We start from the raw sequence: 26,299 nt of genomic DNA, 5'->3' as shown, positions 1-26,299 counted from the left end.
AACTATAGAGATTTTTATAAATATGTGAAAATCACTTCATCTGGCAGACGTGATTTAGGAAGCTTAGCATTAAAGTCATTTTCACTGCGGTAGCCTAGAGAAACAATCACAGAGCTTCGTAAGCCTTTTTCAGTTAACCCGAGCTCAGTATTTAGAACTTCTTCATCAAATCCACCCATTGGAGTTGCATCGATGCCTTCTAAGCCAGCAGCAAAGAGTAGCTGTCCTAAAGCAATGAATGTTTGATTTTCCATCCACCCGAATAAATTTTTCTGTTCATTTCGGTAGAACTCGACGTAGCCATGGCGAGTATCTTTTTGACCTAATTTTGCTTTTTCATCTTTAAAACGGCCACTTAAATCATCTTGCTCAAGTAGTTGATTTAAGTACTCAGATGTAATATCCGTTTTTGTACAGAATACAAGTGTATGTGATGACTCAAGCACTTTAGGAGCATTGTAAGCATACTTTCCTGTTAATGCTTTTGCGATTCGTTCTTTAGCTGCAAGATTATCTGCAACTACAAAGTGCCAAGGCTGAATATTTACTGAAGATGGGGTAAAACGTAAAATTTCTAATAATTTCTTAATTTTTTCTTGAGGAATTTTCTTTTCAGAATCATACGCTTTTGTTGTATAGCGACTTTTAACCGTATTTAATAAATCCATACTTTACTCCATATCAGTTTTATAGCAATTGAGAGAATTTAATCTTTGCCATCATACGCTATTTTATTTAAAAACATTTCCTGTGTAGTTTGATAAAGAAATATAATTTCATATAAAGTTTTAGTAATCTATTGAAAATGATTGATTTAATGCCAACAGATGCAAAGAGTAAGCTGCGGGAAATTAGAATTGTGAAAGCCTTTATCATTTTTGCATTTATTTTGAGTCTTTTGATTTTATACATTGAGTATCACAATCATGCACATATAAGCTGGAAATTTGTATTTATTGCCAGTATGTGTGCGATTTACAATTTTGATTTAAATAACAAAATTAAAGAATTGAAAGTTCAAATAAAAAGTGACTAATTTTTAGTTAATAATTCCAGATAATCAATTCAAGCTGTTGCGTATTTGAAGATGGATCAATTTCCAAAATATAAGCTTGATCTTCACGCCAATCGCCAAGAACAATTCGTTGTTTAGCTTCTACTTTATGAAGTGAAGGGCGATGGGTATGCCCATGAATCAGTATATCTGCATCTTCTAAAGCAGAAATAACGGCTTGTTCATTCACATCCATAATTTCATAGCTTTTTTGCTGTTTATCTGCGGAGCTTCTTTTTCGAAAGCCATTAACCAGTTTGGTACGAAAACTCAGTGGTGTACGGCGTAAAAGAGCAACTAAGAGCGGATTTCGAATAATCTTCTTAAATCTTTGATAAGAAATATCATCTGTACATAGGGCATCACCGTGTTCTAAACGGTACTGATGTCCAGCAATATTAAGATAATAAATGTCAGGTAGTAGTACTCCGTTAAATTTATTAAGGAAAACCTGATTTAAGGCAAAATCACGATTACCTACTTGGAAGTAAACCCGATTTCCTTTTTTGTTAAAGTCTTTTAATGCCTCAACAATTTCATCGAGCCATGGTGCTGAGTAATCATCGCCAATCCAAGCGTTAAACCAGTCACCTAAAATATAAAGCTGTGTTTGTTTATTTTGATAATGCACCAATAAATCTAAAAACCCTCGAACAAGTCGAGGGTGTTCAGGTGACAAGTGTAAATCAGAGATAAACAGATAAGTCACAGCTTATTCCTAAAATTATTCAGAAATAATTTTAGCAGATTCGATTACAACATTTTCTAAAGGAACGTCAGCGTGGTAACCACGGTTGCCAGTGCGAACACCTTTGATCGCTTCAACAACATCCATACCTTCAACAACTTTACCAAATACAGCATAACCCCAACCTTGAGCAGTTTTAGAGGTATGGTTTAAGAAAGAGTTATTTTTTACGTTAATGAAGAACTGTGCAGAAGCAGAGTGAGGTGCTTGAGTACGTGCCATAGCAATCGTACCAACATCATTGCTTAAACCGTTGTCAGCTTCGTTTTCGATAGAATCACGAGTTGCTTTTTCTTTGAAGTTTTCATCCATCCCGCCACCTTGGATCATGAAGCCATCAATGACACGGTGGAAAATAACGCCGTCATAAAAACCGTCACGTACATATTCTAAAAAGTTTGCTACTGTTTTTGGTGCTTTTTCAGTATTTAGTTCAAGAACAATACGACCTTTATTGGTGTTTAATTCGACTTGAGGAAAACTCATTACATTAATCTCCTAAACATGGGCTTATGACCATGGGTTTTTGGTTGAGAGAAGCATAAGCAAACTGTAAACTACAAGGCAAGTAAAAAACGTTAAAATCTTTGTGAAAAATGAAGATAGCGTTTAAATTTTTCGAAATTTATCTACAAAGAAGTGATTGATACACTATGAAGCCTAATGATGTTGTCTCGAGCCTGCCTAATAACCCGACACCGAATACTCATGCCTCTGTCGATTCTGCGCAGCAAGAACAACAGGCTGGCTTAGATTTTGTTCGCCAAGTCATTACTGATGATTTGGCTACGGGACGTGCAAAGCAGATCGTAACGCGTTTTCCACCAGAACCAAATGGTTATTTACATATTGGCCATGTAAAAGCGATTTGCTTAAACTTTGGTGTGGCTGAAGAATTTGATGGTTTGTGTAATTTGCGTTTTGACGATACAAACCCGGATGCTGAAGAACAAGAGTATGTTGATGGTATTGCTAACGATGTGAAATGGCTTGGTTTTAACTGGAATGGTGAACCACGCTATGCATCGGGTTATTTTGATCAATTATATGCATGGGCAGTTCAACTTATTGAACAAGGCGATGCATATGTAGATTTACAATCTCCAGAAGAAATTAAGTTAAACCGCGGTAGCTTTGTTGAACCAGGTAAAAACTCTCCATACCGTGATGCTTCTATTGAAGAGAATCTTGCTCGATTTGAAAAAATGCGTAGCGGTGAGTTTAAAGAGGGTGAAGCAGTTTTACGTGCCAAGATTGATATGGCAAGTACAAATGTACATATGCGTGATCCGATTTTATATCGCGTATTACATTCAGAGCATCACCAAACTGGCGATAAATGGAAAATCTACCCAATGTATGACTATGCTCATCCATTGTCTGATGCCATTGAAGGAATTACCCATTCGCTTTGTACATTAGAATTCCAAGATCACCGTCCGTTTTATGACTGGATTGTTGAAAAAGTAAAATCTAAAGCTGTTCCGCATCAGTATGAATCTTCACGTTTAAACGTGGATTACACCATCACATCAAAACGTAAATTACGTAAATTGGTGGAAGGTGCGTATGTAAATGGTTGGGATGATCCACGTATGCCAACCGTAGTCGGTATGCGCCGTCGTGGTTTTACTCCTGAAGGTTTACGTGATTTTTGTAAGCGTGTAGGCGTGTCAAAAACTGATGGTATTGTTGATGTTGCAATGCTTGAGTTCTGTATTCGTCAATCTTTAGAAAATACTGCTGCGCGTGGTATGGCTGTTTTAAGTCCACTTAAAGTGACTTTAACTAATTTACCTGAAGATATGGATCTTACGCATGCTCGCCATCCTAATGTTGATATGGGTGATCGTGTGATTCCTTTAACTAAGGAAATCTATATTGATCGTAAAGATTTTGAAGAAGTACCGCCAAAAGGCTTTAAACGTTTAATTCCTGACGGTGAAGTGCGTTTACGCCATGCTTACGTGATTAAATGTGATGAAGTTATTAAAGATGCAAATGGTGAAGTGATTGAATTGAAATGTTCAATTGACCCTGAAACTCTAGGAAAGAATCCGGAAGGCCGTAAAGTTAAAGGCGTGATTCACTGGGTATCTGCGACTAAAGGGATTCCTGCTGAAGTGCGTATTTACGATCGTTTATTTACTGAAGCCGCACCTGATGCAGACGATGACTTCTTGGCAAATCTTAATCCTGAATCATTGAAAGTGGTACAAGCTGTCATTGAGCCAGCTTTGGCACAAGCGAATCCTGAAGATCGTTTCCAATTTGAGCGTGAAGGCTATTTTGTCGCTGATCAATATGATCATTCGCCAGAGAAACCGGTTTTCAACCGTATTCTCGATTTAAAAGATAGCTTCAAGCCTGAGAAAAAGTAAGAGATTGATTATCTCTTACTTTTTCGCAAGACGAACAATATGTTGTGAGTAAAAAGCAGATATAAAAAAGCCCAACTCAGTTGGGCTTTTTTTTTAGATGTCTTCTCATATTTTCTTTTTCTTTATGATTAATATCCCTGGCAAATTAGCTTAGGTTGGATTAATCACATAAAAATAAAGAACCAAGATTATAAGGAGAATACATGAAAGCAATAAATAAGTATTGACCGTATTAAAGCTTTTAAGAAATTTCCAGATATCCATAGTAAATCAACGTATATTTTGTGTTACAAATTAATAATACACTGAAAATTTTATTAAATGTTTGTTAAAGGCGAATATAGCACTCTCTTTGTTTGAAAAATAAGCAAGCAATCATACCAAATGGTAAAATTTAATATTCGCGCACATTACAGTCTTTATAGTTTATCCACTATAACCAATTCTTTTTAAGAATCTTTGAATAACCTCAAATGCAGCATGTTCAAGTGCTTGAGCATATTGTAAGTTTTCTTCGCGAAGTTTCTGAATCGAAATCTTGGCATTACGAAGTTCACATGTATGGCCAATTAACCATTTCTCAAAATTTTCTTCTGTTGTTTCAATATGAAACTGCAATGCGAGAATATTATTTCCAACTTCAAATGCTTGATTGGTATAAATCTCTGAACTAGCTAATAACACCGCGTTTTCAGGGAGGTCGAAAGTATCGCCATGCCAATGTAGAACATGGACATTATTAAGCAAAGGAGATAACACCTGATTGGCACGTAGGCTTAAGCTCAGTGGTCCCCAACCAATTTCTTTTTGATGTCCTGCATATACTTTTGCGCCAAGCGCATGGGCAATCAGCTGCGCACCTAAGCAAATACCAAGTGTAGGTTTATCTGCTGCTAAACGTTGTTTGAGTAAAGCAATTTCATCTTTTAAAAATGGATAATCTTCAGTTTCATAAACCCCGATTGGACCACCTAAAATAATAATTAATCCATCGTGTGCAAAAGCAGCAGTTAAATCATCTACACCTGCTTCAAAATAACGGACGCGAAATCCGAGTTGATAAAAGACATCTTCTAATGAACCTAAGTCTTCGAAAGCAAGATGCTGAATGGCATAAATAGTTTTAGGGAAGGCGTTTGTTGTGTTCATACAAATGATTCATAGAAGATCAATAGGTGGAGTATAGCGATAAATATAAAGAAGAAAATATCTGTATAAATCGTCAATACCTGAAAATTGATATTTTTCGTTAAGATAATATTGTTATGCAAAGGATTATCTATTTTCCAATAAATCTCTTTGCATATTCCATTGCTTAAAATAATAGCTTTTGAGTTTCTTCAAAATCTATATTTGAAAGTTGATGCTCATCTTTTAGATTAACTCCTGAGAAACCAAGTTGTTTGGATTTTTTCATGAGTGCCATTAACCGTTGCACTGCAACTGGAATACTTAAGCCTGCTGAACGGACATTGGAAATACAATTACGTTTAGCATCGAGGCAGCCTGAATATGCATTCCATGTGTAGTAAATTCCCATACTATCAGGAGAGCTTAAACCAGGGCGCTCACCGATTAGCATCACAAGCATGGTTGCTTTAAAGATTTCTGCGACTTCATCGCCTAATGCAACCCGACTGCCTGTCGCAATTGTAATTGGTGCAAGGCTCCAGTTTTCTTGCTGAATTTGTTCATTCAGCATTGTAATGAATGAGATAGCATTCGCTTCAATCGCTCTTGCGGAGAGACCGTCACCGACCACAATACAAACATCATACTGTTGCGTGTTTTCTGCATACTTCTTAATTAAGGCTTCTTTTGATTGTTCTGAAAGCTGACGTCCTAAATCTGGACGTTTAAGATAAATTTCCTTATTAGGTGCATTACTTTGTACATGAAGACTTTGCAGCTGCCGTTGCGTTAATTGCTCCGAGAGGTAGGAAACATCCATCTCTTGATAAACCGCATCTTTTGCTTGCGCATGCGACAACTGGAACTCAAGTAAGGCACGTGTTGGAATGCTACAACCCGCACGGCCCAGAGCAATACGGGCATCAGTAAACTGTTTAAGTTTTTCCCACTGATCTTGATGGGTAGAGGATGGATATTCAATATCACGGTTCAGTTTCATGGCGTTCTCCCTAGTTCATGAGCAGACGAGAGAATTGGTCGGGCATGTGGTCTGCCCAACAGATTTGAGAGTTTTGTTGTTTAAAAATACCTTGCTGTTCAAGCCAAGCTGAAAACTCAGGAGCGGGTTTTAAACCGAGGAGTTGTCTTAAATAGAGGGCATCATGGAATGATGTTGTTTGATAGTTGAGCATGACATCGTCTGAACCCGGAATCCCCATTATAAAGTTAATGCCAGCGGCACCAAATAGAGTAAGGAGAACATCCATATCATTTTGGTCGGCATCAGCATGATTGGTATAGCAAATGTCGCAGCCCATTGGCACGCCAAGCAACTTACCGCAGAAGTGATCTTCTAGTCCCGCACGTATAATTTGTTTACCGTTAAAAAGGTATTCAGGACCAATAAAACCAACGACTGTATTCACTAAAAGCGGATTATATTTACGGGCGACTGCATAAGCGCGAGTTTCTAATGTTTGTTGGTCCACTCCGTGATGTGCATTGCTGGATAGGGCACTGCCTTGACCCGTTTCAAAGTACATGACGTTTTGTCCAATGGTTCCGCGCTTGAGTGCAAGTGTGGCTTCATATCCTTCTTGTAGTAAATCGAGTGAAATTCCAAATCCTTCGTTTGCTAGCTGGGTACCAGCGATTGATTGGAACATTAAATCAATTGGCACATTTTTTTCAGCAAGTTGAATGCCTGAGCTGATATGTGTGAGAACACAAGATTGTGTTGGAATCTGATATTCCTGAATGACATGATCAAGTAATTTTAGTAGCTCTGACAAATTATGAAGATTATCTGTGGCGGGGTTAATGCCAATTACGGCATCACCATTGCCATACATTAAACCATCTAAAATACTGGCAGAAATACCGAGCACATCATCGGTCGGGTGATTGGGTTGTAAACGGGTAGAAAGATGACCTTTTAAACCGATTGTGTTGCGAAATTGGGTGACCACTTCGCATTTGCTGGCGACATAAATCAAATCTTGATTGCGCATAATTTTGCTGACTGCAGCCACCATTTCTGGAGTTAAACCTGATGCTAAAGCTTTTAAGCTTTGAGCAGTGGCTTCTTCACCAAGTAACCAATTTCGAAAATCGCCTACTGTAAAGTGTGAAATAGGGGCAAAGGCTGCCAGATCATGTTCATCAATAATTAAACGGGTAATCTCATCAGTTTCATAATCGACCACAACCTCATTTAAAAAAGTTTTAAGCGGTACATCGGCCAAAGTCATTTGTGCCGCAACATGTTCGGTTGCATCTCTGGCAGCTACACCTGCTAACTCATCGCCTGAACGTAACGGTGTAGCTTTTGCCATCAAGGTCTTCAAGTCAGCAAAGTGATACTGTTGATTGGCGACAATATTGCGATAACTCATAGTTGAATCCTTTTTATAGTTCTTGTTCTGCGGCTTTAATATTTGCAAACTCTTCTTCTGGTGTACCTTTCACTAAATGATAACGGCTATAGAATAAAAAGTAAGCAATAAATACGATATAAATAGCGGCAGCAATAAACCAAACTTTCGGATTAACAACAAAGCCTGCGACCACAGCAGCGACTGCTAAAATCAGTGCAATGCTTGAAGTGAAGATTCCTCCAGGAGTTTTATAAGGACGAGGCATGTCGGGTTTAGATAGGCGTAGTTTGATGTGAGATAAAAGAATCAATACATAGGAAATGGTGGCACCAAAAACAGCGATTAAAATGAGTGAATCACCTTCTTTGGTGAGTGAAAGCAAGAACCCGATAATACCTGGAATAATAATTGCGAGATAAGGGGCTTTATTTTTATTGGTTAAAGAGAGTGAAGTAGGTAAGTAACCAGCACGAGAGAGTGCAAAAATTTGACGCGAATAGGCATAGATAATTGAAAAGAAACTCGCGATTAAACCTGCTAAACCAACAAAGTTAACAAAAGTCGCAAGCCAAGTATTAGTGCCATACACTTTAACCAGAGCATCGAAGAGGGGAGCGCCAGAGTTTTGTAAAGTACTTGCACCCGCTGCACCTGCACCTAAGAATAAAATGAGCATGGCAAAGGCCGTTAAGATGAGCATTGCTCCGATTAAACTGCGTGGCAGGGATTTTGCTGGATCTTTTGCTTCTTCGGCGGCTAATGGCACACCTTCAACTGCAAGGAAAAACCAGATTGCAAAGGGAACTGCGGCCCAGATGCCTAAATAGCCATGAGGTAGAAAACGACTTGCACCAGCTGCTGTGCCAACTGGAATATCAAATAAATTTTGTGCATTAAAGTGTGGAATCATTGCCATAATAAACACAACCAGGGCAACAGCAGCGACAAGCGTAATTGCGAACATGATTTTTAAGGCTTCGCCGGCACCTTTTAGATGTATGCCCATAAAAATGGCATAGCAGGCGAGGTAAATCACCCAGCCATTAATACCAAATAGAGATTCGCAATAACCGCCAATAAATACGGCAATCGCCGCAGGAGCAATTGCGTATTCAATTAAAATAGCTGTTCCTGTTAAATAGCCTCCAAAAGGACCAAAAGCAGCACGCGCAAAACTATAACCGCCGCCTGCTGTCGGCATCATGGTGGACATTTCTGACATAGAAAGACATAGACATAGGTACATGATTGCAGCGAGTGCAGTGGCAATAAACATCCCACCCCAACCACCTTGGGCTATGCCGAAGTTCCAGCCAGCAAAATCACCCGATATCACATAAGCTACGCCTAAACCAATCAGGAGTAACCAACCAACCGTACCTTGTTTGAGTTGACGCTGAGCAAAATATTCTGCTGACGAGACTTCTGTCTTTGAGGAAATAACGGAAGCTGTTTCTGGTTGATTCATACAATACTCCTGCGAGTGGGTTTGTATGAATCAATGCAAAAGCAATGCCTAAATGAAGCACTTTAGAGAGTAGATGGAGCTTTTTTATTCTAAATAATAAAAATTCAAGCTTAACAATCGGAAATAAAGAAGCCAGCAATCTAAATTACTGGCTTCTTATATAATTAATTATCTTACTTCTTTCTAGTGTTGATAGTTTGGTATCAACTTGGTGCGAAACTTAGAAGAAGCCCATTGGTTTAGTTGAATAACTCACTAACAAGTTTTTAGTTTGTTGATAATGATCTAGCATCATTTTATGGTTTTCACGGCCAATACCAGACTTCTTGTAGCCACCAAATGCAGCATGTGCAGGGTAGATGTTGTAGCAGTTTGTCCAAACACGGCCAGCTTCAATAGCACGACCTGCACGATACGAAATGTGAGCTGAACGTGACCATACACCTGCACCTAAACCATACATGGTGTCATTGGCAATTTTAATTGCATCGTCAAAGTCTTTGAATGTTGTCACAGCAAGTACAGGTCCAAAAATTTCTTCTTGGAAAACTTGCATGCCATTGTGACCTTTAAAAATAGTCGGATCGACATAGTAACCATCGCCTACTTCTTTACGGCCGCTACCGCCAAGTAATAGCTCTGCACCTTCTTCACGACCAGTGTTAATACAACGTAAGATTTTCTCTTGTTGTTGCAAAGATGCTTGTGCGCCAATCATCGTTTCAGTATCAAGTGGATGACCAGTTTTAATACGTTTTACACGCTCGACAGCCATCTCTAAGAACTGATCAGCAATGCTTTCTTGTACTAAAGCACGAGAAGGGCAAGTACATACTTCACCTTGGTTTAAGGCAAACATAGCAAAACCTTCAAGCGTTTTTTCTAAGAAGTCGTCTTCTTTATCCATGATATCTTCGAAGAAAAGGTTTGGTGACTTACCGCCAAGTTCTAAAGTGACTGGAATAATATTTTCAGTCGCATATTGCATTACCATTTGTCCAGTTTGGGTTGAACCTGTGAATGCGATTTTTGCAATACGTGGGTTGGTAGCTAACGGGCGGCCGACTTCTGAACCGAAACCATTGACAATATTAAGTACACCCGGCGGTAAAATGTCTTGGATGAGTTCAGCCACCAACAAAATACCCACTGGAGTTTGTTCAGCTGGCTTAATCACAACACAGTTACCTGCTGCTAAAGCAGGTGCAAGTTTCCATGCTGCCATCAAAATTGGGAAGTTCCATGGAATAATTTGACCAACTACACCGAGTGGTTCATGGAAATGATAAGCAATGGTATCTTCATCAATTTCAGAGATTCCGCCTTCTTGAGCACGAATACATCCAGCGAAATAACGGAAATGGTCGATCGCGAGCGGAAGGTCAGCTGCTAAAGTTTCACGAACTGCTTTACCGTTATCCCAAGTTTCTGCAACCGCAAGCATTTCAAGATTTGCTTCTAAACGATCGGCAATTTTTAAAAGTATATTTGAGCGTACTGTTGGTGATGCTTTATTCCATGTTGCTTTCGCTTTATGTGCTGCATCTAGAGCGAGTTCAATATCTTCGGCACTAGAGCGTGGAATACGTGTGAAAGCTTTTCCATCAACAGGAGATACATTATCAAAATATGCACCCTTTATAGGTGCCACCCATTCACCGCCAATAAAATTTTCATATTGTGATTTAAATTGAACTTTTGAGCCTGGTTGATTTGGATCGATATAGCGCATATAAATATTCCTTTGCTTTTTAGGACTAAAGACTAACAAGAACCCTGTCAGTAGGTACTTTCGTACTTTGTATAATTAGGATATAAAGAAGAAGGTTGGAGAAAGGTTGGAATAGAAATGTGGATATATAAGGAATTTACAAATGTTCACAAAAAAGGATTTATTGCAGCAACGGACGTTGATTGATCAACTGCGCACGCAAAATAGTCTCTCTCCTCAGAACGCTGCCAAACTCGGCCAAAGTATTGCAAGCTCGTGGGAACGATCGGCTTCTGCCGCGATTCCTAAAGAGCGTTTTGCTGCTCCATTAGTCGAGAAAAAAACTGCTTCACAAAATGCTTTAGATATGGCTTTAAGCCAATGTGCCGATGACTTACGTCATATTGCAGAGCAATCTTCAATGGTAATTGCTGTCGGTGATATTGGCAGTACGATTATCTGGACGGCACCAAGTGCTCAAATGCAAAGTGCTGCTGAGCGTGTACATTTCGTACAAGGTGGTCAGTGGCGTGAAGAATTTGTGGGCACCAATGCCTTGGCTTTATCTTTAAAAACTCAACAATCAAGCTGTGTTTTTTCAAATGAACATTATATGGAATCGATTCATGAGTGGGTTTGCTATGCCGCACCGATTATCGATCCATACTCAAAACAAACCCTTGGTGTCGTTGATTTATCAACCACTTGGAAGAACCATAATAGTTTAGGAATTCTGGCCGCTGAACGTTGTGCATCCATTATTCAGTCTGCTTTGTTAGAGCAGCAGCGCCAGCAATTACATATTCGTGCATTTTCGACACCGCAAGTTAAATTTAATGGCAAAAGTTTATTATTAACGCCGCGTCAAATTGAAATTTTAACCATATTGGCACTATGTCCGCATGGTTTAACTTTAGAGCATCTTTATCAGGCGCTCTATGGCGAACGTAAAGTAAGCATGGGCACACTTAAAGCTGAAATGTCTCAACTACGAGATATTTTGGGTGGTTTACTTGGTTCTCGTCCATATCGTTTACTTGTACATGTAGAGGCCGATTTTTTACAAGCGGAACAAGCACTCGATGCGGGATATGCGGCCTCTGCTTTAAAGCTTTACACAGGTGTATTTCTGGCAAAAACTGAAAGTCCGTTTTTGTGTGCATGGCGCGATTGCCTTGAGTCACGCTTGAGCGATGCGATTTTTAAAACTCAAGAAACAGATTTATTACTTAAGCATTTAGCTCATTTCCCTGAAGCAATTGATGCGGTAGAACGCCTTATGGAGCTCTTACCGAGTGAACATCCTGCGCATCAACTGCTGGTGAAATACCTTGACTCACCTAAGCTTAGTTAAGTAATTTTTTGATCCAGCCACTGGAACAATTGTTGATAGACTTGTTCTCGTACTGGCTGGGCCGAAAGGACTAAGTCATGTAATCCATTGTGAATAGAGACAACCGAGACATCACCTTTAATTTTTTTACCATGTTTTTCAATGTCATTAACATCTAAAATCACGTCACTTTGAGTTGCATCTGGTCCCCATTTTTTTGGGTTTTTAGTTTGATGCGAATGCATAATCAGTGCGGGAACGTTCAGTTTAACCCCACGGTGAATCTCTTTTTGTGCCGTATGAATCGCATGTACAAAGCTGAGCTGAACTGTAGGGGCAGAGGTTGGTTTCCAGTCAAGGTTAAACTCCCATTCACCTTTGAGCTGCTTGTGAAGACTGGTGGTGTACCATTTGTTTAATTGGCTTGGAAATTTAACTTTTGGTAGATATTTTCCTACTCGACTGAGCATTGGAATACCAAATTTCTTTTCAACTAGACTTAAATTAAAGTCGTAAAACGGACTATTTGCCCATAGCGCTTTAATAAGAGGATGATCTGGATGATGGGCAGCATAAAGCGTTGCTGTCAAACCACCAGTTGAATGCCCTGCGAGTAAAACCTGAGTGTGTTGCTCTTCGCCAATAATCTGTAATGCTTGAGTAATTTCGGCGTTGTATTCATTTAAATCAAGCACATTATAGAAAATTTGATGAGGCAGCTTTGAGCGGCCATATTTTCTTAAATCAAGTGCATAGAAGTCATAACCATGAGCATTGAATTGCTCAGCCATTTCGGTTTGAAAGAAATAATCTAAAAAACCATGAATATACAGCACGGCTTTTTGAGTAGATTGAGCGGCTTTTTTACGCACTAAGGTTGCTACAACTTTCCCTTCATAATCATCAGGAAAACTAAGTGTGAGCTGTTCGTAACCTGTGCCTAAAATATCTGGAACATAAGTTTGATTAGCTAAAGATGTATTCATTTTTATCGAGCTATTGTAATTAAGACATGCAGAGTATCCTTCAATGAAATGGGTGAATTGTCAATTAGGTTTGGAAAAGGTTGGAGTATAGATTCTAAAAAAAGGGAATACCGCTGGAGCTAAGTATTCCCCAAAAAAGTAAGTCAACGGTCGGAGGGATTTGACTTACTAGAGGGATATGCCATTACATCAGTATTAAAGTGCTGCTTTGAAAATCTCTACAACTTGTGCATGATTTGCTTTACGAGGGTTGGTGAGCATACATGCATCTTTTTGAGCATTATCGGCCATCACCGCAAGGTCTTCAGTTTTTACACCAAGCTCGGTTAAGCCAGATGGAATACCAATTGATGAAGACAGTTTACGAATGGCCTCAATTGCAGCATACGCAGCTTCCATCACTGTTAATCCGTGAGTTCTTACACCCATTAACTCTGCGATTTTTGCGTAACGATCTGGGCAAGCAATTAAGTTAAATTCACAAACGTGTGGTAACAAGATTGCATTACATACACCGTGCGGTAGGTTGTAGAAACCGCCTAACTGGTGCGCCATTGCGTGAACATAACCTAAAGATGCATTGTTAAATGCCATGCCAGCCAAATATTGTGCATAGCTCATCGCATCACGCGCTTCAATGTTTTCACCATTTGCGACAGCAGGTTGTAACCACTGGCTAATCATCGTAATCGCTTTTTCTGCACACGCATCAGTAATTGGGTTTGCCGCCGTAGAAACATATGCTTCAACTGCATGGGTTAATGCATCCATACCTGTTGCAGCGGTTAAACCAGCCGGTTTTGCAATCATGAGTTTCGGATCATCGATCGCGATAAGTGGAGTACAACGCCAGTCAACAATCGCCATTTTTACGTGAGTATCAGTATTGGTAATAATACAGAAACGAGTCATTTCAGATGCCGTACCAGCCGTTGTATTCACTGCAATCAATGGCGTCATTGGTACTTTACTTTTATCGATGCCTTCGTAGTCACGAATATGACCACCACCCGCAGTGACTAAACCAATCCCTTTTGCACAGTCGTGAGATGAACCGCCACCTAAAGACACAATAAAGTCACAGCCATTGTCGTTATAGGCATTTACGCCATTATGAACATTAATATCGGTTGGGTTAGGTTCTGCGCCTGGGAATATATGGCTTGCAACGCCTGCTTCAGTTAAATAGTTTGCGATAAGATCTGCAACACCAAATTTAAATAAGCCTTCATCGGTCACAATTAATGCTTTTTTTGCGCCGAGGTTTTGTGCCTTTGTACCAATTTCTTTAGCACATCCTGGTCCAAAGAGTGATACGCATGGAATATAAAAACCGTTTGTTTGATCTGCAATATTTTTAAAAGCCATGGAGTGATTCCTTCTTCCATAAATCCATTGTTTGTTATTACAGGTGAGCCTCACCATGGCCTTAGTATTGTGATGTGAAGTTTATTTTCCTACCTACCAAAAACCTACCAAATATTATTTTGTTTTTAATTATTGATTTATATGTGCTTTTTAGAAAGTTTGGCACATTCATTTAAATTTTTCGGGAAAATCGTTAAGCTATGGGCTGTTGAAGATGTACATATGAGATTATGAAACAGGAAACTGCGCTTAAACTGCTTAAAGCAGGTGAAAATGTCTTTTTAACCGGTTCGGCTGGTGCAGGGAAAACCTATACACTTAATCAGTACATCCAATACTTAAAAGCACGTAAAGTGCCTGTGGCAATTACGGCATCTACAGGTATTGCAGCAACACATATGAACGGTATGACCATTCATACCTGGGCTGGCATTGGCATTAAAGATCTGTTAACTGACGACGATCTAAAACGCATGAAAGAGCGTAAATATCTCAAGGAACACCTTGAAAATGCGCAAGTTCTTGTAATTGATGAAATCTCGATGCTACATGCGAAGCAGCTCAATCTGGTCAATCAAGTCCTAAAATATTTTAAAGAAAGCGACGAAGCATTCGGTGGTATTCAAGTCATTGTGGCTGGAGATTTCTTCCAGTTGCCGCCTGTAGGACGTAATGGTGAAGCCAATCGTGACAAGTTCTGCTTTATGTCAGATGCATGGGTCGAAGCCAAATTCCGCGTATGTTATTTAACAGAACAACACCGTCAAGATGATGAAATTCTGAATCAGATTTTAAACGCTATTCGCGCGCAAAATATTCAAGCAGATCATTTGCAAGCACTGCGTCAATCACGAGCACATGATATTGGTGAGACCTTTACTCGTCTTTATACACACAATATGGATGTCGATAACATCAACTATCAGCACTTAAATGAAATTGATAATGAAGGGCATCAATTCAATGCTGTTTTAGATGGTAATGAAAAGTTATTAGAAACTTTAAAATCTTCAGTGCGTGCGCCAGAAGAACTCACACTTAAAAAGCATGCCAAAGTCATGTTTGTAAAAAATAACTTTGATATGGGCTATATCAACGGAAGTTTGGGTGAAGTCATCGGCTTTGAGGAAGATGACGAAAATGGCTTACTGCCGAAAGTAAAACTGACTGATGGCACGACTTTGCTGGTTGCTCCTGAAACTTGGTCCGTTGAAAATGAAGCAGGCAAAGTGATTGCAAGTTTTCAGCAAATTCCGCTTCGTTTAGCGTGGGCGATTACTATTCATAAAAGCCAAGGGATGACTTTAGAAGCCGCTGAAATTAACCTCATGAACACCTTTGAAAAAGGTCAGGGTTATGTTGCATTGTCGCGCTTAAAATCTTTAACTGGGTTAAAGCTATTAGGGATTAACGAGCAAGCTTTAGAGTTAGATAGTTTAGCTGTCAAAGCCGATCGCCGTTTCCAAGAGCTTTCAAAAGAAGCCGAAGATAACTTTGCAGATGTAGATTTAACGGCTCAACATAAAGCATTTATTCGTCACTGTGGCGGCACGTTGAATGAAACTGAGATTTCTCGTAATGAGAAGAAACTCGCAAAAGGTGGCAAGCAAAATTATGCTACGGCAACTTTAGATGAGACACGTGTGCTGTTTGAAGAAGGCTATGAGATTGAAGACATCGCGCATGAACGTGGTTTAACCCCAGCGACGATTATTAATCATTTGGCTCGACTGCATAAAGAGCAAAAGCTGGATATTTCGGTTGCCCATCCGGGTGAAGAGGTGGTCGAAGAAATTCGTAAAATTTATAAGAAGCTGAAAAAGCGTCAAAATCCAGATCATTTTTCTGATGATGGTTCGATCAAACTAAGACCAATTGTTGAAGCAACCAGCCCTCGAATGGGATATGATCAGGTCCGATTAGCTTTATTATTTATTGAATAAAGTTTAATTCGCTTAATGACTTATTATATAAATTGAGGTGGCTATGCCGCACGTTGTAGTTGATTATTCAGAAAATTTAACTGGATTAAACGCAAAACAATTACTTGAAGAAATTAATACCACACTGATTGAAACAGAGCTATTTAGTCCAGAAGACATTAAAAGCCGTGCGCGTAAAGATGATGTTTTCCTCATAGGTTTGGGAGCTGATCAAGCCTATATTCATGTAAAAGCCTACATTTTGTCGGGAAGAACGGCTGAACAAAAACAGCTTATGGGTGAGCAGTTATTAGCGGCGCTTAGTAATAAAAAATATCTACAACAAGAGTTTAATAAAGAAATTCAATTGTGCGTTGAGCTTGTCGATATGCCAAGAGAAGATTATTTCAAGCAAGTTGTATAACACTAAAAAGCGCAATTTCGATCAAGAATAGCGATTAGCACTATGTAAAAGTAGTGCTATCGAATGAACAGAAATCTACTTACTTTTAAAGTGAGTCTAGCGTGATACAGGTATAACCTAGATTATGCCTGTATCTCTAAAAGCTTAATATCTGCATATTGCTCAATCAAGTTGTCATCTAGCATGTGGATGTAATCCATAAAGATGGTGCTAAAACTTCCCATAGTTTGCGCTTGATTTGCAGCAAGTTTACCCGCAATCGCAAAATGAACATGAGCAGAAAGAGCAGCAATTGTTGGTGTCGTCACAGCACTATATGCTGCGATTAGCGCACCCAAAGCACAACCAGTTGCTGTGATTTTGGGCTGTAAAGGACTTCCGCCGTTTACTTGAATCACAATGTCTAATTCTTTAGACAAAATATAATCTGACTCACCTGAAATAGCGATACAGTCCGTATGTGCTAATAGTGCATAAGCCTGTTGATAGGCTTGATCACTGCTTAAAGTACTATCCACACCTTTAGATTGAACTTGGTTGCCTGCAAGTGTACTAATTTCTGAAGCATTACCACGAATAATGCTTGGCTTGAACTGTAAAAGCTCGTCTGTCATTTGACTACGCCAAGCTAAAATTGGTCCATAGCCGACTGGATCAAGCACCCATGGAATGCCATTGAGCTGTGCAGTCTTGGCAGATATTTGCATGGCTTGCATTTGCTCTGAAGTAGGTGTGCCCAAATTAATGCTTAAAGCCGATGAAATTTTGGTAAAACTTTCTGCTTCATAAGGATTATCAATCATGGCAGGTGAAGCACCAGAAGCAAGTAAAACATTGGCTGTATAGTTGGCCGCGACGCTATTGGTAATGCATTGCACAAGAGGCGTCTTTGCCTGCATGTTTTGCCAAGCGTCAATTACCTGCTCAATCAAAGTCGATGCTGATGTCATGTTATTATCCTTATTAAGCCAAAGTGGTTGTAGATTTAGTGAGTAAAATAATGATCTTGATGCTTACATCTTTGGCAAATCAAAGAAACATAATCTGCCGCATCATAATCAACACTTAAATCGTTTGAACCACAATGCATACAACGTTTAACTGAATAAAAGTTTAATCGAGGTTCAATTTTTCGCCATGCTTTCCAGACAGGTTGTACAAAGATCTGTTCGTCGTAACCTAAGAAGCGGTTAAGTAAAATATAACTCATTTTACTGTAGGGAATATTGTGAGGACGAGGCAACATTGAGGTTTCCCACTTTTCAGCTAAGGCTCTCTCGCGATATTGCTCTAAGGTTTTCTTTAACAAATTGGTGTTAATAAATTTTTCATTACGCGGCTGTAGGGCTTTCTGTTTATAAAGATATTCGAGCGCGGTTTGAATTAAATAATAAATCTGACCAATTGCCAATGAATCCATTAAACGATAGCAAAAAGTTTGAAAATTAGAGCTTCCTGCAATTTGAATGCCCCAAGTTCGGCAATAGAACTGCATAAACTGAATAATCTCTTGATAGAGCACCTGAAAAAGTACGTCTTTTACTTCATCGGCACTACGAAACGGAATACCAAGACTTAAATTTTCATAAAACCAGTGGCGTAGTTGCTGAGCTACACTAAATAAACTTGGGTCACTATAACCGTCCAAGCGAATATTTAAATAAAAGCACTGAGGTTCATCAGCTTGATCTTGGGCGTTTAAAATTCCATCTTTATGGAGTTGTTTAATCAGATAGTTTTGAAAAATCCAGTTCGGGGTAATAGAATGATATTTAATTTTGTCCCAGTGAATATATTCGTCATGAGCAACATCGTCTCGTGCATAGTCGTCGAGCAGGCTGAGTAAAAAAAGTTTATGCAAAAAACTGAGCTGTTCCAGACTACGTTGAGGTTGCTCTTTTGACTTAAACTGGCGTTGTTCTTGTAGGCGTGTTTGCTGTAAAAGCTTTTTCCGTTGTTTTGTGCATGTTTCACAATGACAAGTCATTTTCGTATCTTTAAATACACGGTGCTGACAATGACTGCATTCATGAAACTGAATGTCTTGCTCAAATTGCTCGGCATCTACCCAGTACATTGAAGCTTGGCAGAGAGGACAATGGCTACTTTCATCTAGCTGTTTCTGTAGAATTTGTAAGGCCATTTCGCTCCGAATGCATAAATTAGTCAGGATAGAGCTATTATACACAGCCACATTGCCGATAGCTGAGATTGTCTTTTTGTTTGGTGCAAAATAGAAAACCTAAAATCTTTATTTTGATTTTAGGTTTTCATAACAGACTAAAAGTTAAGATTAAACAGGGCACGGCAAGCTCTCATCATTCTGTCCAAGCTTTTTGGCATTAATAAGTGCCTGCACTTTTTTACTTGGTAATTTTACTTTACCTAAAGCGTCGTAAGTATTGACGATAGAAGTTACCTCCTGAGCAGTCATTGAAATACCTTCTGCAGATAAAAACACCGCAATCACATGGTGATCGAGACCTGCTGCGTTTAGATCATGAATCGCTTTAATATTTTCTAAACGATGAAAATGTGCTTTTAATTCCATACTGACACCTCTTGTTCTGATTGAAATATTTATATTGGTGTATTAGTGAAGGCAAGAACCATGCCCAAAATGTAAGCTGACTCTAAAAAATGTTAAAAGCTGAAGTTGTTTTATTTTTATTGTATAGATTGATTATATAAGCAACGATTATCGTAAATTTGGTCTAATCTGTGCTAATAAAAGACGATTCTAATTTGAAATGTATAAATGAAGTCCCATTAATTTTATAAAGGTAAACAAACACGGTATGTATGAATGTGTATGATCAAGTTCATAAAATTCGTACTACGGTTTCCGAAAAGTATATAAGGAATAAAGATGAATATTGCGGCGCAGCCTCCAGTTCAGGCAGATCAAACAGTTTATTTAAAAGATTATCAAAAACCTTCATTCTTGGTTGAATCCATTAATCTTGATATTCAAGTATATGACGATAAAACAATTGTTGATTCAACATTAGTCATGAAGCGTCAAACTGCTGGAGACTTGGTATTATTAGGTCGTGATCTTGAGTTGCAATCTATTCAGCTCAATGGTCAAGATCTTAATCCTGCACAATATTCACTCGATAGTGAACAACTGGTGATCACTGATGCACCAGATGAAGTCATTTTACAAACTCAAGTGATTATTCATCCTGAAACCAACACTCAGCTTGAAGGTTTGTATAAAGCAGATGAGTTGTTTGTAACCCAGAATGAACCTGAAGGCTTCCGCAAAATCACGTTCTATCCAGACCGTCCAGATGTACTTTCAGTCTTTACGACACGTGTAGAAGCCGACAAAAAATATCCAGTGTTACTTGCCAATGGTAATTTGCTTGAAACAGGTGAGGTAGGTGAAAACCGCCACTTTGCGATCTGGCAAGACCCGACTAAAAAACCAAGCTACTTGTTTGCTTGTGTTATTGGTGATTTAGCTGTTCTTAAAGACCGCTATACGACGTCTGAAGGGCGCGATGTTGCTTTAGAAATCTATGCAATCGAGAAAGACATTCCAAAATGCCATATCGCAATGGAAGCATTAAAGCATTCAATGCGTTGGGATGAAGAACACTACGGTCGTGCTTATGACCTCGATAACTATATGATTGTTGCTGTTAGCCAGTTCAACATGGGTGCCATGGAAAATAAAGGTTTAAACATCTTTAATACCTCATGCGTGCTTGCCGATGAAGAGTACACAACTGATGCAGCCATTATGCGAGTACAGTCTGTGATTGCGCATGAATATTTCCATAACTGGACAGGTAACCGTATTACTTGCCGTGACTGGTTCCAGCTGTGCTTAAAAGAAGGTTTAACGGTTTTCCGTGACCAGTCTTTCTCTGAAGATTTACAATCTGCTGCAGTTCAACGTATTGATGATGTCGCTGTACTTAAATCGCATCAATTCCCTGAAGATGCTGGTCCATTGTCGCATCCACCACGCCCAGATCACTTTGTAGAAATTAATAACTTCTATACAGCGACAGTCTATGAAAAAGGTGCGGAAATTAACCGCATGATGTCGACCTTACTCGGTAAAGAAAAATACCGTCAAGGAACCGATGAATATTTCCGCCGTCATGATGGACAAGCCGTAACAGTAGAAGACTGGGTTGCTGCATTATCTGCGGGTTCAGGTGTTGATTTATCTGCATTCTTAACTTGGTATAACCAACCAGGTACGCCAAAGCTTGAAGCAAAAGGTGAGTACGATGCAACAGCACAAACTTACCGTTTAAGCTTTAAACAAAGCCTAAAAGCGCATCCGAAATATCCAAACTTAAAAGCTGTTCCAATTCCTGTTGCTTTAGCGCTTTTTAACGCTCAAACAGGGGAACAATATACATTGCACAGTAACAGTCTATTCGTAAATGATGTTAAAGATGGCGTGTACTTGTTTGATCAAGATGAGGCAACTATTGAGTTTACAGGGGTAACTGAGCAACCTGTTGTTTCACTACTACGTAATTTCTCTGCACCTGTAAATCTTGTATTTGATTACAGTGATGAAGAATTAGCATTCTTAATTCAACACGAAACCAACGGCTTTAACCAATGGCAAGCAACGCAAACCTTGCTTGAGCGTATTTTGCTAGAAGACCATTCTGCAGATGCATACATTCAAGCTATTCAAAGTACTTTGCCTGAGTTGGTTGGTCGCGACCCGCTTTTAGCATCACGTTTGTTTGATGTACCAAGTGAAGGTTATTTGGGTAGTCGTATTGATCAGAACTATGTACCAGCCGATATTCATGTAAAACGTGAAGCTTTACTGAATCGTTTGGCACAAGAGTTGGGTGCGTTTTGGAAAGATACCTACCTTACACTTGACCCAGATTTGCAAAAAGAATTCTCTTTAGCGATGGGTGTTCGTGCATTAAAAAATATCATGCTGCTGATGATGGCTCGTCAAGGCGATCAAAGTGCATTTGAATTAGCGCATGTTCAATACCAAAACACAGGCAATATGTCTGAGCGTTTAGGTGCGCTACGTGTATTGGTTTGGCAAAACGCACCTCAAGCTCAAGAGGCACTTGCTGATTTCTATGATCGCTTTAAAGATGAAGCCTTGTCTTTAGACCAGTGGTTTATGATTCAGGCTGCAAACCCAAATGCGACAACAGAAACAATCGAGTACTTAACTCAACATCCTGACTATGATTTAACAACTCCAAATCGTATTCGTGCGGTAAGTGGTGGCTTGTCAAATAATCCTGAAAATACTTGGGGCTTTGGTGTCGCTCACTTTATTAATCTTGCAGAATATCTTGACGAGAAAAACCCGATTTTAGGTTCACGTCTGTTACAGGTGTTATCTCGCTGGTATACGCTTGCAGAGCCTCAGCGAACACAAGTTCAACAAGCTTTAAAAGCATTGCAGCCTAAAGTGAAATCGAAAAATGTTTCTGAAACCTTAAATAGTATGCTGAGCGTTTAATTATTTAAAATTACTAAATAAAGGTCTCTAAAGAGGCCTTTATTTTTTATATCTCATAGCTCTTCAAGTTTTAAAATAAATAAAACTATCCTTGTTATAGTTCATCTGTAGATCAAGTTTTATCATTTTATTTTCATATAAATTATAATCTTGAATACTTTGTTGGAGATAAACTTTTAAGTAATAATATAAAATTACTATTAAAAGTATAGTCAGGAAATAACTAAGTACTTATGTAAATAGAATTTAATTTCATAAAGTTTGATAATTTTTTGACATATTTATTTAAATTTAAATAAATAATTTTTTTTAAAATTTTATTAAATTTATTTAAATCAAAAACTTAAATTTTATAATTATTGTTTTTTTGTATCCGTAAGATAGGTTTAGGTAAATTTGTTTTATTGATTAGAAATTAAAATAATAACGTGAACATGCATTTTATTTATTTTTATGTATTATGTTGGAAAGTAGGATAAAAAAATAAGCTTTAAAAGAGCAGTCAAATAAAAATGATTGTAAGAATAAGGGTTAAATTTTTTATATCTATTAATTCGACAATTTAGTTTAAAAGGTTTTGGCCATGAAAAAGACTTTTATTTATTTATCAGCAGTTGTTGCAGGAGTATTTTCTCTTAATGCAGCAAATGCAGCTACAGCAACAGGTACATTAACTGTTAGAGCAGCAGTAACGAATAGTTGTGTATTGAATACCTCTGCAACTGGCACGACAACAAATGCCGTTTTAGATTTTGGTACATTAAGTTCACTTGCTGGCAATGTTGATGCAGATACCACAACAACTGGTGGTACCTCAATTAAAGTCCTTTGTAATAATACTGTGCCATGGACTTTGTCATTTGATGGTGGTCAGAATGTTTTATCAACCCAACGTCGCATGATCGGCGGGGCGACTAGCAACGAATATATTCCTTACAACCTTTTCTCTGACACAGGACGTGCCACAGCAATTGGTATTGCAACGACTGCCTACAGTGGAACCGGAACGGGTAATGTTCAAACTGTAAATGTATATGGTCGTATTCCTGCAGGAACAACTTTACCAAGTGCAGGTAGCTATGTTGACAGTGTGACTGTAACGGTAACTTATTAATTTGCATAAATTAGAATTACGTTAGCCCTTTTGAAAGGGCTAATACATTAAAAATGTATATTTGAGCAAATCATGAAAAAAAATATTTTTATTATTACGGGATTATTCTTATCTTTATCTAGCTCTATTAACGCCGCAACAATCCGTCTTTCACCTGTAAATGTAGAAATATTAAGTAATCAAAATGCTGCTTCAATTAGTTTATATAACCAGTCAAATGAAAGTGCTGATTTGCAGGTGCGTGTATTTGAATGGAGACAAAATGCTGGTCAAGATCAGTTAATCCCTACGGATGAAATTGTAGTTAGTCCACCATTTTTAAAACTACAACCTAGTGACTCTTATAACTTACGGGTAGTTAGAATTAACCCAGAACCTATTTCGGGTGAAAAAACTTATCGTATTATAATTGATGAGTTACCAAAACCAATTGATAGCCGTAAAGCAGCTCAGGGAGTAAATGTATTACTTCGCTCATCATTACCTGTATTTGTTGTCAATAAAGATGCAATTACCAAACTGAGTTGGAAAATTGATGTTAACCAGAACACACCTTCTTTAAATATTAGCAATATAGGTAACCGACATGCGTTGTTAAATACTTTAACGCTTGTAGATACAACAGCGAATAAAAGTTATCCCATTAAAGTAAATACTGTGAATGGTTATATTCTTGCGGAGAAGTCGAAAAGTTACTCGATTAGTAACTTTACCTATCAACCAAATCATAAATACAGCGTATCTCTAACAGTTAATGGTAAGAAAACCACACTTTAAGAGGCTTATATGAAATACATTATAGGTGTCTTATGTGTTGCGTATTTTCCTACGTATTCTTTTGCCGAACAGTTACTAGATTATACGAATACTGCAGTTCCGAGTGTTCCTAAATCTGTTGGTAACGATAATAAATATAAACACGTAGGAACGAATGAGCAGGAGCAAGATCTTAATTTCATTCATCTATTTTTAAATATTTCGATTAACTCAAATGCTTCTGAAGATTTGGTTGCTGTAAAGCAATCTAAGGATGGAAAACTATATATTCGTTCTAGTGCCTTAAAAACTTTAAGACTAAAAATGGATGAACATATCCCAGATAACCAGTGGGTATGTATCAACGATCTAAACGGAATCCAGTTTAAATATCTCGAGAATGAGCAGTCTTTAAACCTAAATGTTCCATCGGATATGTTGACAGGCTATGCAGTGGACCTCAATGGTCAGCAGGTCACTAGCCCACATTTGCTAAAGATGAAACCCTTAAATGCAGCCATTCTGAATTACAGTCTGTATAACACCATAACCAATGATGAGAATGTTTTCTCAGGTACGGCAGAAGGGATCTTTAACAGTGCAATCGGTAACTTTTCTTCAGGCGTTTTATATAACGGTAGTAATGAAAATAGTTATAGCCATGAAAAGTGGGTACGACTGGAAAGTAAGTGGCAATATGTCGACCCTGAAAAGATCAGGATATATACCCTAGGGGATTTTATTTCTAATAGCCCAGACTGGGGCAGTAGTGTCCGTCTTGCCGGTTTTCAGTGGTCGAGTGCTTATAGTCAACGCGGTGATATTGTCACTTCGGCACTCCCGCAATTCTCAGGCTCGGCAGCACTGCCTTCAACGCTAGATTTATATGTCAATCAGCAAAAGATTTATTCGGGGTTAGTGCCATCAGGTCCATTTGATATTAAACAGCTCCCGTTTATTTCGGGAAATGAAGTCACACTGGTGACTACCGATGCAACGGGACAGCAGAGCATTACCAAAAAGCCGTACTATTTTTCATCGAAGATTCTGGCAAAAGGCATAAATGAGTTTTCAGTAGATGTGGGTATGCCACGCTACAACTATGGGCTTTATTCAAATGATTATGATGATGTCACTTTTGCCTCAGGTGCGATCCGATATGGCTACAACAATTCACTGACCTTAAGTGGCGGTGCAGAGGCTTCAACAGATGGTCTGTCGAATCTCGGCACAGGATTTGCCAAGAATGTTTTGGGTATTGGCGTGATCAATGCTGACATTGCAGCGAGCCAATATAAAGATGAAAACGGCTATTCTGCCTTGCTGGGTTTAGAAGGACGCATCAGTAAAAATATTTCATTTAACACCAGTTACCGCAAAGTATTTGATAACTATTTTGACCTTGCCCGTGTATCTCAAGTGAGATATTTAAAAGATAACCAGATCAATGCCGAGTCACAGAACTACCTGAACTACAGCGCATTGGCAGATGAGATTTTCAGGGCAGGGATTAACTATAACTTTTATGCAGGCTATGGGGTTTATCTGGGTTATAACCAGATTAAATATAGTGACAACTCTTACAAGTTACTGTCTAGCAATTTAAGTGGAAGTCTGGACAAGAACTGGGGCTTTTATGCGTCAGCTTATAAAGATTATGAAAACCATAAGGACTATGGCATTTATTTTGCGCTGCGATATACCCCGTCCAGTAGAGTGAATGCGATCACGAGTGTATCTAGTGACAGCGGTAGCCTACGGTACCGCCAAGAAATATTCGGTTTGTCAGAACCCCAAATTGGTTCATTTGGCTGGGGTGGCTATGTTGAGCGAGATCAGGATGCAAAAGAAAACAATGCATCGGTCTATGCATCTTACCGAGCACGAGCAGCTTACCTGACGGGACGTTATAACCGATTTGGCGACAACGATCAGGTTGCACTTTCGGCGACAGGATCATTGGTTGCGGCGGCGGGACGTATCTTTGCGGCCAATGAAATTGGAGAGGGCTATGCGGTTGTAACTAATGCCGGGCCACAAAGCCAAATT

General features: G+C 38.8%; 22 protein-coding genes. 9 read left to right on the top strand and 13 right to left on the bottom strand.

The window, feature by feature from the left end:
• Nucleotides 1-14: 14 nt before the first annotated feature.
• Nucleotides 15-668, bottom strand: coding sequence for an oxygen-insensitive NAD(P)H nitroreductase (nfsB, locus tag MKL51_RS16700; RefSeq protein WP_014207095.1), 654 nt, complete (start codon nucleotides 666-668; stop codon nucleotides 15-17).
• Nucleotides 669-805: 137 nt separating this feature from the next.
• On the opposite strand from nfsB, the gene MKL51_RS16695 reads away from it, so the two are divergent.
• Nucleotides 806-1,036: a hypothetical protein gene (locus MKL51_RS16695; protein WP_032005518.1), complete on the top strand. Its 231-nt coding sequence runs from the start codon at nucleotides 806-808 to the stop codon at nucleotides 1,034-1,036.
• Nucleotides 1,037-1,043: 7 nt separating this feature from the next.
• Here the strand turns inward: MKL51_RS16695 and MKL51_RS16690 are convergent, their stop codons facing one another.
• Both MKL51_RS16690 and MKL51_RS16685 read right to left on the bottom strand, forming a co-directional pair.
• Nucleotides 1,044-1,763 carry a UDP-2,3-diacylglucosamine diphosphatase gene (locus MKL51_RS16690; protein ID WP_032007741.1) on the bottom strand — a complete coding sequence of 240 codons (720 nt, stop codon included), beginning with the start codon at nucleotides 1,761-1,763 and terminating at the stop codon, nucleotides 1,044-1,046.
• Between the two features lie 15 nt (nucleotides 1,764-1,778).
• On the bottom strand, nucleotides 1,779-2,288 hold the full coding sequence (locus tag MKL51_RS16685; protein ID WP_002122280.1) for a peptidylprolyl isomerase: 510 nt from the start codon (nucleotides 2,286-2,288) through the stop codon (nucleotides 1,779-1,781).
• Between the two features lie 167 nt (nucleotides 2,289-2,455).
• Here MKL51_RS16685 and MKL51_RS16680 point away from each other — a divergent pair, with 167 nt between their 5' ends.
• Entirely contained in the window at nucleotides 2,456-4,183 is a 1,728-nt protein-coding gene (locus MKL51_RS16680) for a glutamine--tRNA ligase/YqeY domain fusion protein (RefSeq protein WP_017385407.1), read from the top strand.
• Nucleotides 4,184-4,609: 426 nt separating this feature from the next.
• Here the strand turns inward: MKL51_RS16680 and MKL51_RS16675 are convergent, their stop codons facing one another.
• The 5 genes from MKL51_RS16675 to exaC all read right to left on the bottom strand — a co-directional run bounded on the left by MKL51_RS16675 (nucleotide 4,610) and on the right by exaC (nucleotide 10,892).
• A complete protein-coding gene (locus MKL51_RS16675) occupies nucleotides 4,610-5,332 on the bottom strand; it encodes a glutamine amidotransferase (protein ID WP_032005522.1) in 723 nt (240 codons plus the stop codon).
• Between the two features lie 166 nt (nucleotides 5,333-5,498).
• Nucleotides 5,499-6,314 carry an ethanolamine ammonia-lyase subunit EutC gene (gene eutC / locus MKL51_RS16670; protein ID WP_032005524.1) on the bottom strand — a complete coding sequence of 272 codons (816 nt, stop codon included), beginning with the start codon at nucleotides 6,312-6,314 and terminating at the stop codon, nucleotides 5,499-5,501.
• Between the two features lie 10 nt (nucleotides 6,315-6,324).
• The gene (locus tag MKL51_RS16665) at nucleotides 6,325-7,710 is read right to left on the bottom strand and encodes an ethanolamine ammonia-lyase subunit EutB (RefSeq protein ID WP_005046422.1); all 1,386 of its coding nucleotides are present in this window, start codon (nucleotides 7,708-7,710) and stop codon (nucleotides 6,325-6,327) included.
• 13 nt (nucleotides 7,711-7,723) lie between these two features.
• Nucleotides 7,724-9,160 (bottom strand): ethanolamine permease, encoded by a 1,437-nt coding sequence (gene eat / locus MKL51_RS16660; RefSeq protein WP_270904362.1) that lies wholly within the window; start codon nucleotides 9,158-9,160, stop codon nucleotides 7,724-7,726.
• A 220-nt stretch (nucleotides 9,161-9,380) separates the two neighbouring features.
• A complete protein-coding gene (gene exaC, locus MKL51_RS16655) occupies nucleotides 9,381-10,892 on the bottom strand; it encodes an acetaldehyde dehydrogenase ExaC (protein ID WP_002119354.1) in 1,512 nt (503 codons plus the stop codon).
• A 142-nt stretch (nucleotides 10,893-11,034) separates the two neighbouring features.
• On the opposite strand from exaC, the gene MKL51_RS16650 reads away from it, so the two are divergent.
• On the top strand, nucleotides 11,035-12,225 hold the full coding sequence (locus tag MKL51_RS16650) for a helix-turn-helix domain-containing protein (protein ID WP_032005526.1): 1,191 nt from the start codon (nucleotides 11,035-11,037) through the stop codon (nucleotides 12,223-12,225).
• On the opposite strand, the gene MKL51_RS16645 is transcribed toward MKL51_RS16650, so the two are convergent.
• Nucleotides 12,222-13,190, bottom strand: coding sequence for an alpha/beta hydrolase (locus tag MKL51_RS16645; protein WP_032005528.1), 969 nt, complete (start codon nucleotides 13,188-13,190; stop codon nucleotides 12,222-12,224). The two genes, MKL51_RS16650 and MKL51_RS16645, sit on opposite strands and share 4 nt — an antisense overlap.
• A gap of 195 nt (nucleotides 13,191-13,385) precedes the next feature.
• On the bottom strand, nucleotides 13,386-14,558 hold the full coding sequence (mdh, locus tag MKL51_RS16640; protein WP_032005529.1) for an iron-dependent methanol dehydrogenase: 1,173 nt from the start codon (nucleotides 14,556-14,558) through the stop codon (nucleotides 13,386-13,388).
• 230 nt (nucleotides 14,559-14,788) lie between these two features.
• Between mdh and MKL51_RS16635 the strand changes: the two genes are divergently transcribed.
• Entirely contained in the window at nucleotides 14,789-16,501 is a 1,713-nt protein-coding gene (locus MKL51_RS16635) for an AAA family ATPase (protein WP_005073697.1), read from the top strand.
• Nucleotides 16,502-16,544: 43 nt separating this feature from the next.
• Entirely contained in the window at nucleotides 16,545-16,904 is a 360-nt protein-coding gene (locus MKL51_RS16630) for a 5-carboxymethyl-2-hydroxymuconate Delta-isomerase (protein WP_017480884.1), read from the top strand.
• 122 nt (nucleotides 16,905-17,026) lie between these two features.
• On the opposite strand, the gene thiM is transcribed toward MKL51_RS16630, so the two are convergent.
• The 3 genes from thiM to MKL51_RS16615 all read right to left on the bottom strand — a co-directional run bounded on the left by thiM (nucleotide 17,027) and on the right by MKL51_RS16615 (nucleotide 19,455).
• The gene (thiM, locus tag MKL51_RS16625) at nucleotides 17,027-17,854 is read right to left on the bottom strand and encodes a hydroxyethylthiazole kinase (RefSeq protein WP_017480885.1); all 828 of its coding nucleotides are present in this window, start codon (nucleotides 17,852-17,854) and stop codon (nucleotides 17,027-17,029) included.
• A 35-nt stretch (nucleotides 17,855-17,889) separates the two neighbouring features.
• Entirely contained in the window at nucleotides 17,890-19,047 is a 1,158-nt protein-coding gene (locus tag MKL51_RS16620; protein ID WP_017480886.1) for a hypothetical protein, read from the bottom strand.
• A 150-nt stretch (nucleotides 19,048-19,197) separates the two neighbouring features.
• On the bottom strand, nucleotides 19,198-19,455 hold the full coding sequence (locus MKL51_RS16615) for a hypothetical protein (protein ID WP_002119338.1): 258 nt from the start codon (nucleotides 19,453-19,455) through the stop codon (nucleotides 19,198-19,200).
• Nucleotides 19,456-19,773: 318 nt separating this feature from the next.
• On the opposite strand from MKL51_RS16615, the gene pepN reads away from it, so the two are divergent.
• From pepN to MKL51_RS16595, 4 genes are all read left to right on the top strand, one after another.
• Nucleotides 19,774-22,380 carry an aminopeptidase N gene (gene pepN, locus MKL51_RS16610; protein WP_032005534.1) on the top strand — a complete coding sequence of 869 codons (2,607 nt, stop codon included), beginning with the start codon at nucleotides 19,774-19,776 and terminating at the stop codon, nucleotides 22,378-22,380.
• Between the two features lie 583 nt (nucleotides 22,381-22,963).
• Nucleotides 22,964-23,494 carry a Csu type fimbrial protein gene (locus MKL51_RS16605; RefSeq protein WP_017480888.1) on the top strand — a complete coding sequence of 177 codons (531 nt, stop codon included), beginning with the start codon at nucleotides 22,964-22,966 and terminating at the stop codon, nucleotides 23,492-23,494.
• A 72-nt stretch (nucleotides 23,495-23,566) separates the two neighbouring features.
• Nucleotides 23,567-24,271: a fimbrial biogenesis chaperone gene (locus tag MKL51_RS16600; RefSeq protein ID WP_017480889.1), complete on the top strand. Its 705-nt coding sequence runs from the start codon at nucleotides 23,567-23,569 to the stop codon at nucleotides 24,269-24,271.
• 9 nt (nucleotides 24,272-24,280) lie between these two features.
• On the top strand, nucleotides 24,281-26,299 hold a 2,019-nt coding region (locus MKL51_RS16595), incomplete at its 3' end, for a fimbria/pilus outer membrane usher protein (protein ID WP_270904361.1).

The organism is Acinetobacter sp. AOR18_HL (assembly GCF_027855145.1).
Classification (GTDB): Bacteria; Pseudomonadota; Gammaproteobacteria; order Pseudomonadales; family Moraxellaceae; genus Acinetobacter; species Acinetobacter pittii.
This window is presented reverse-complemented; position numbering and strand designations above follow the sequence as displayed.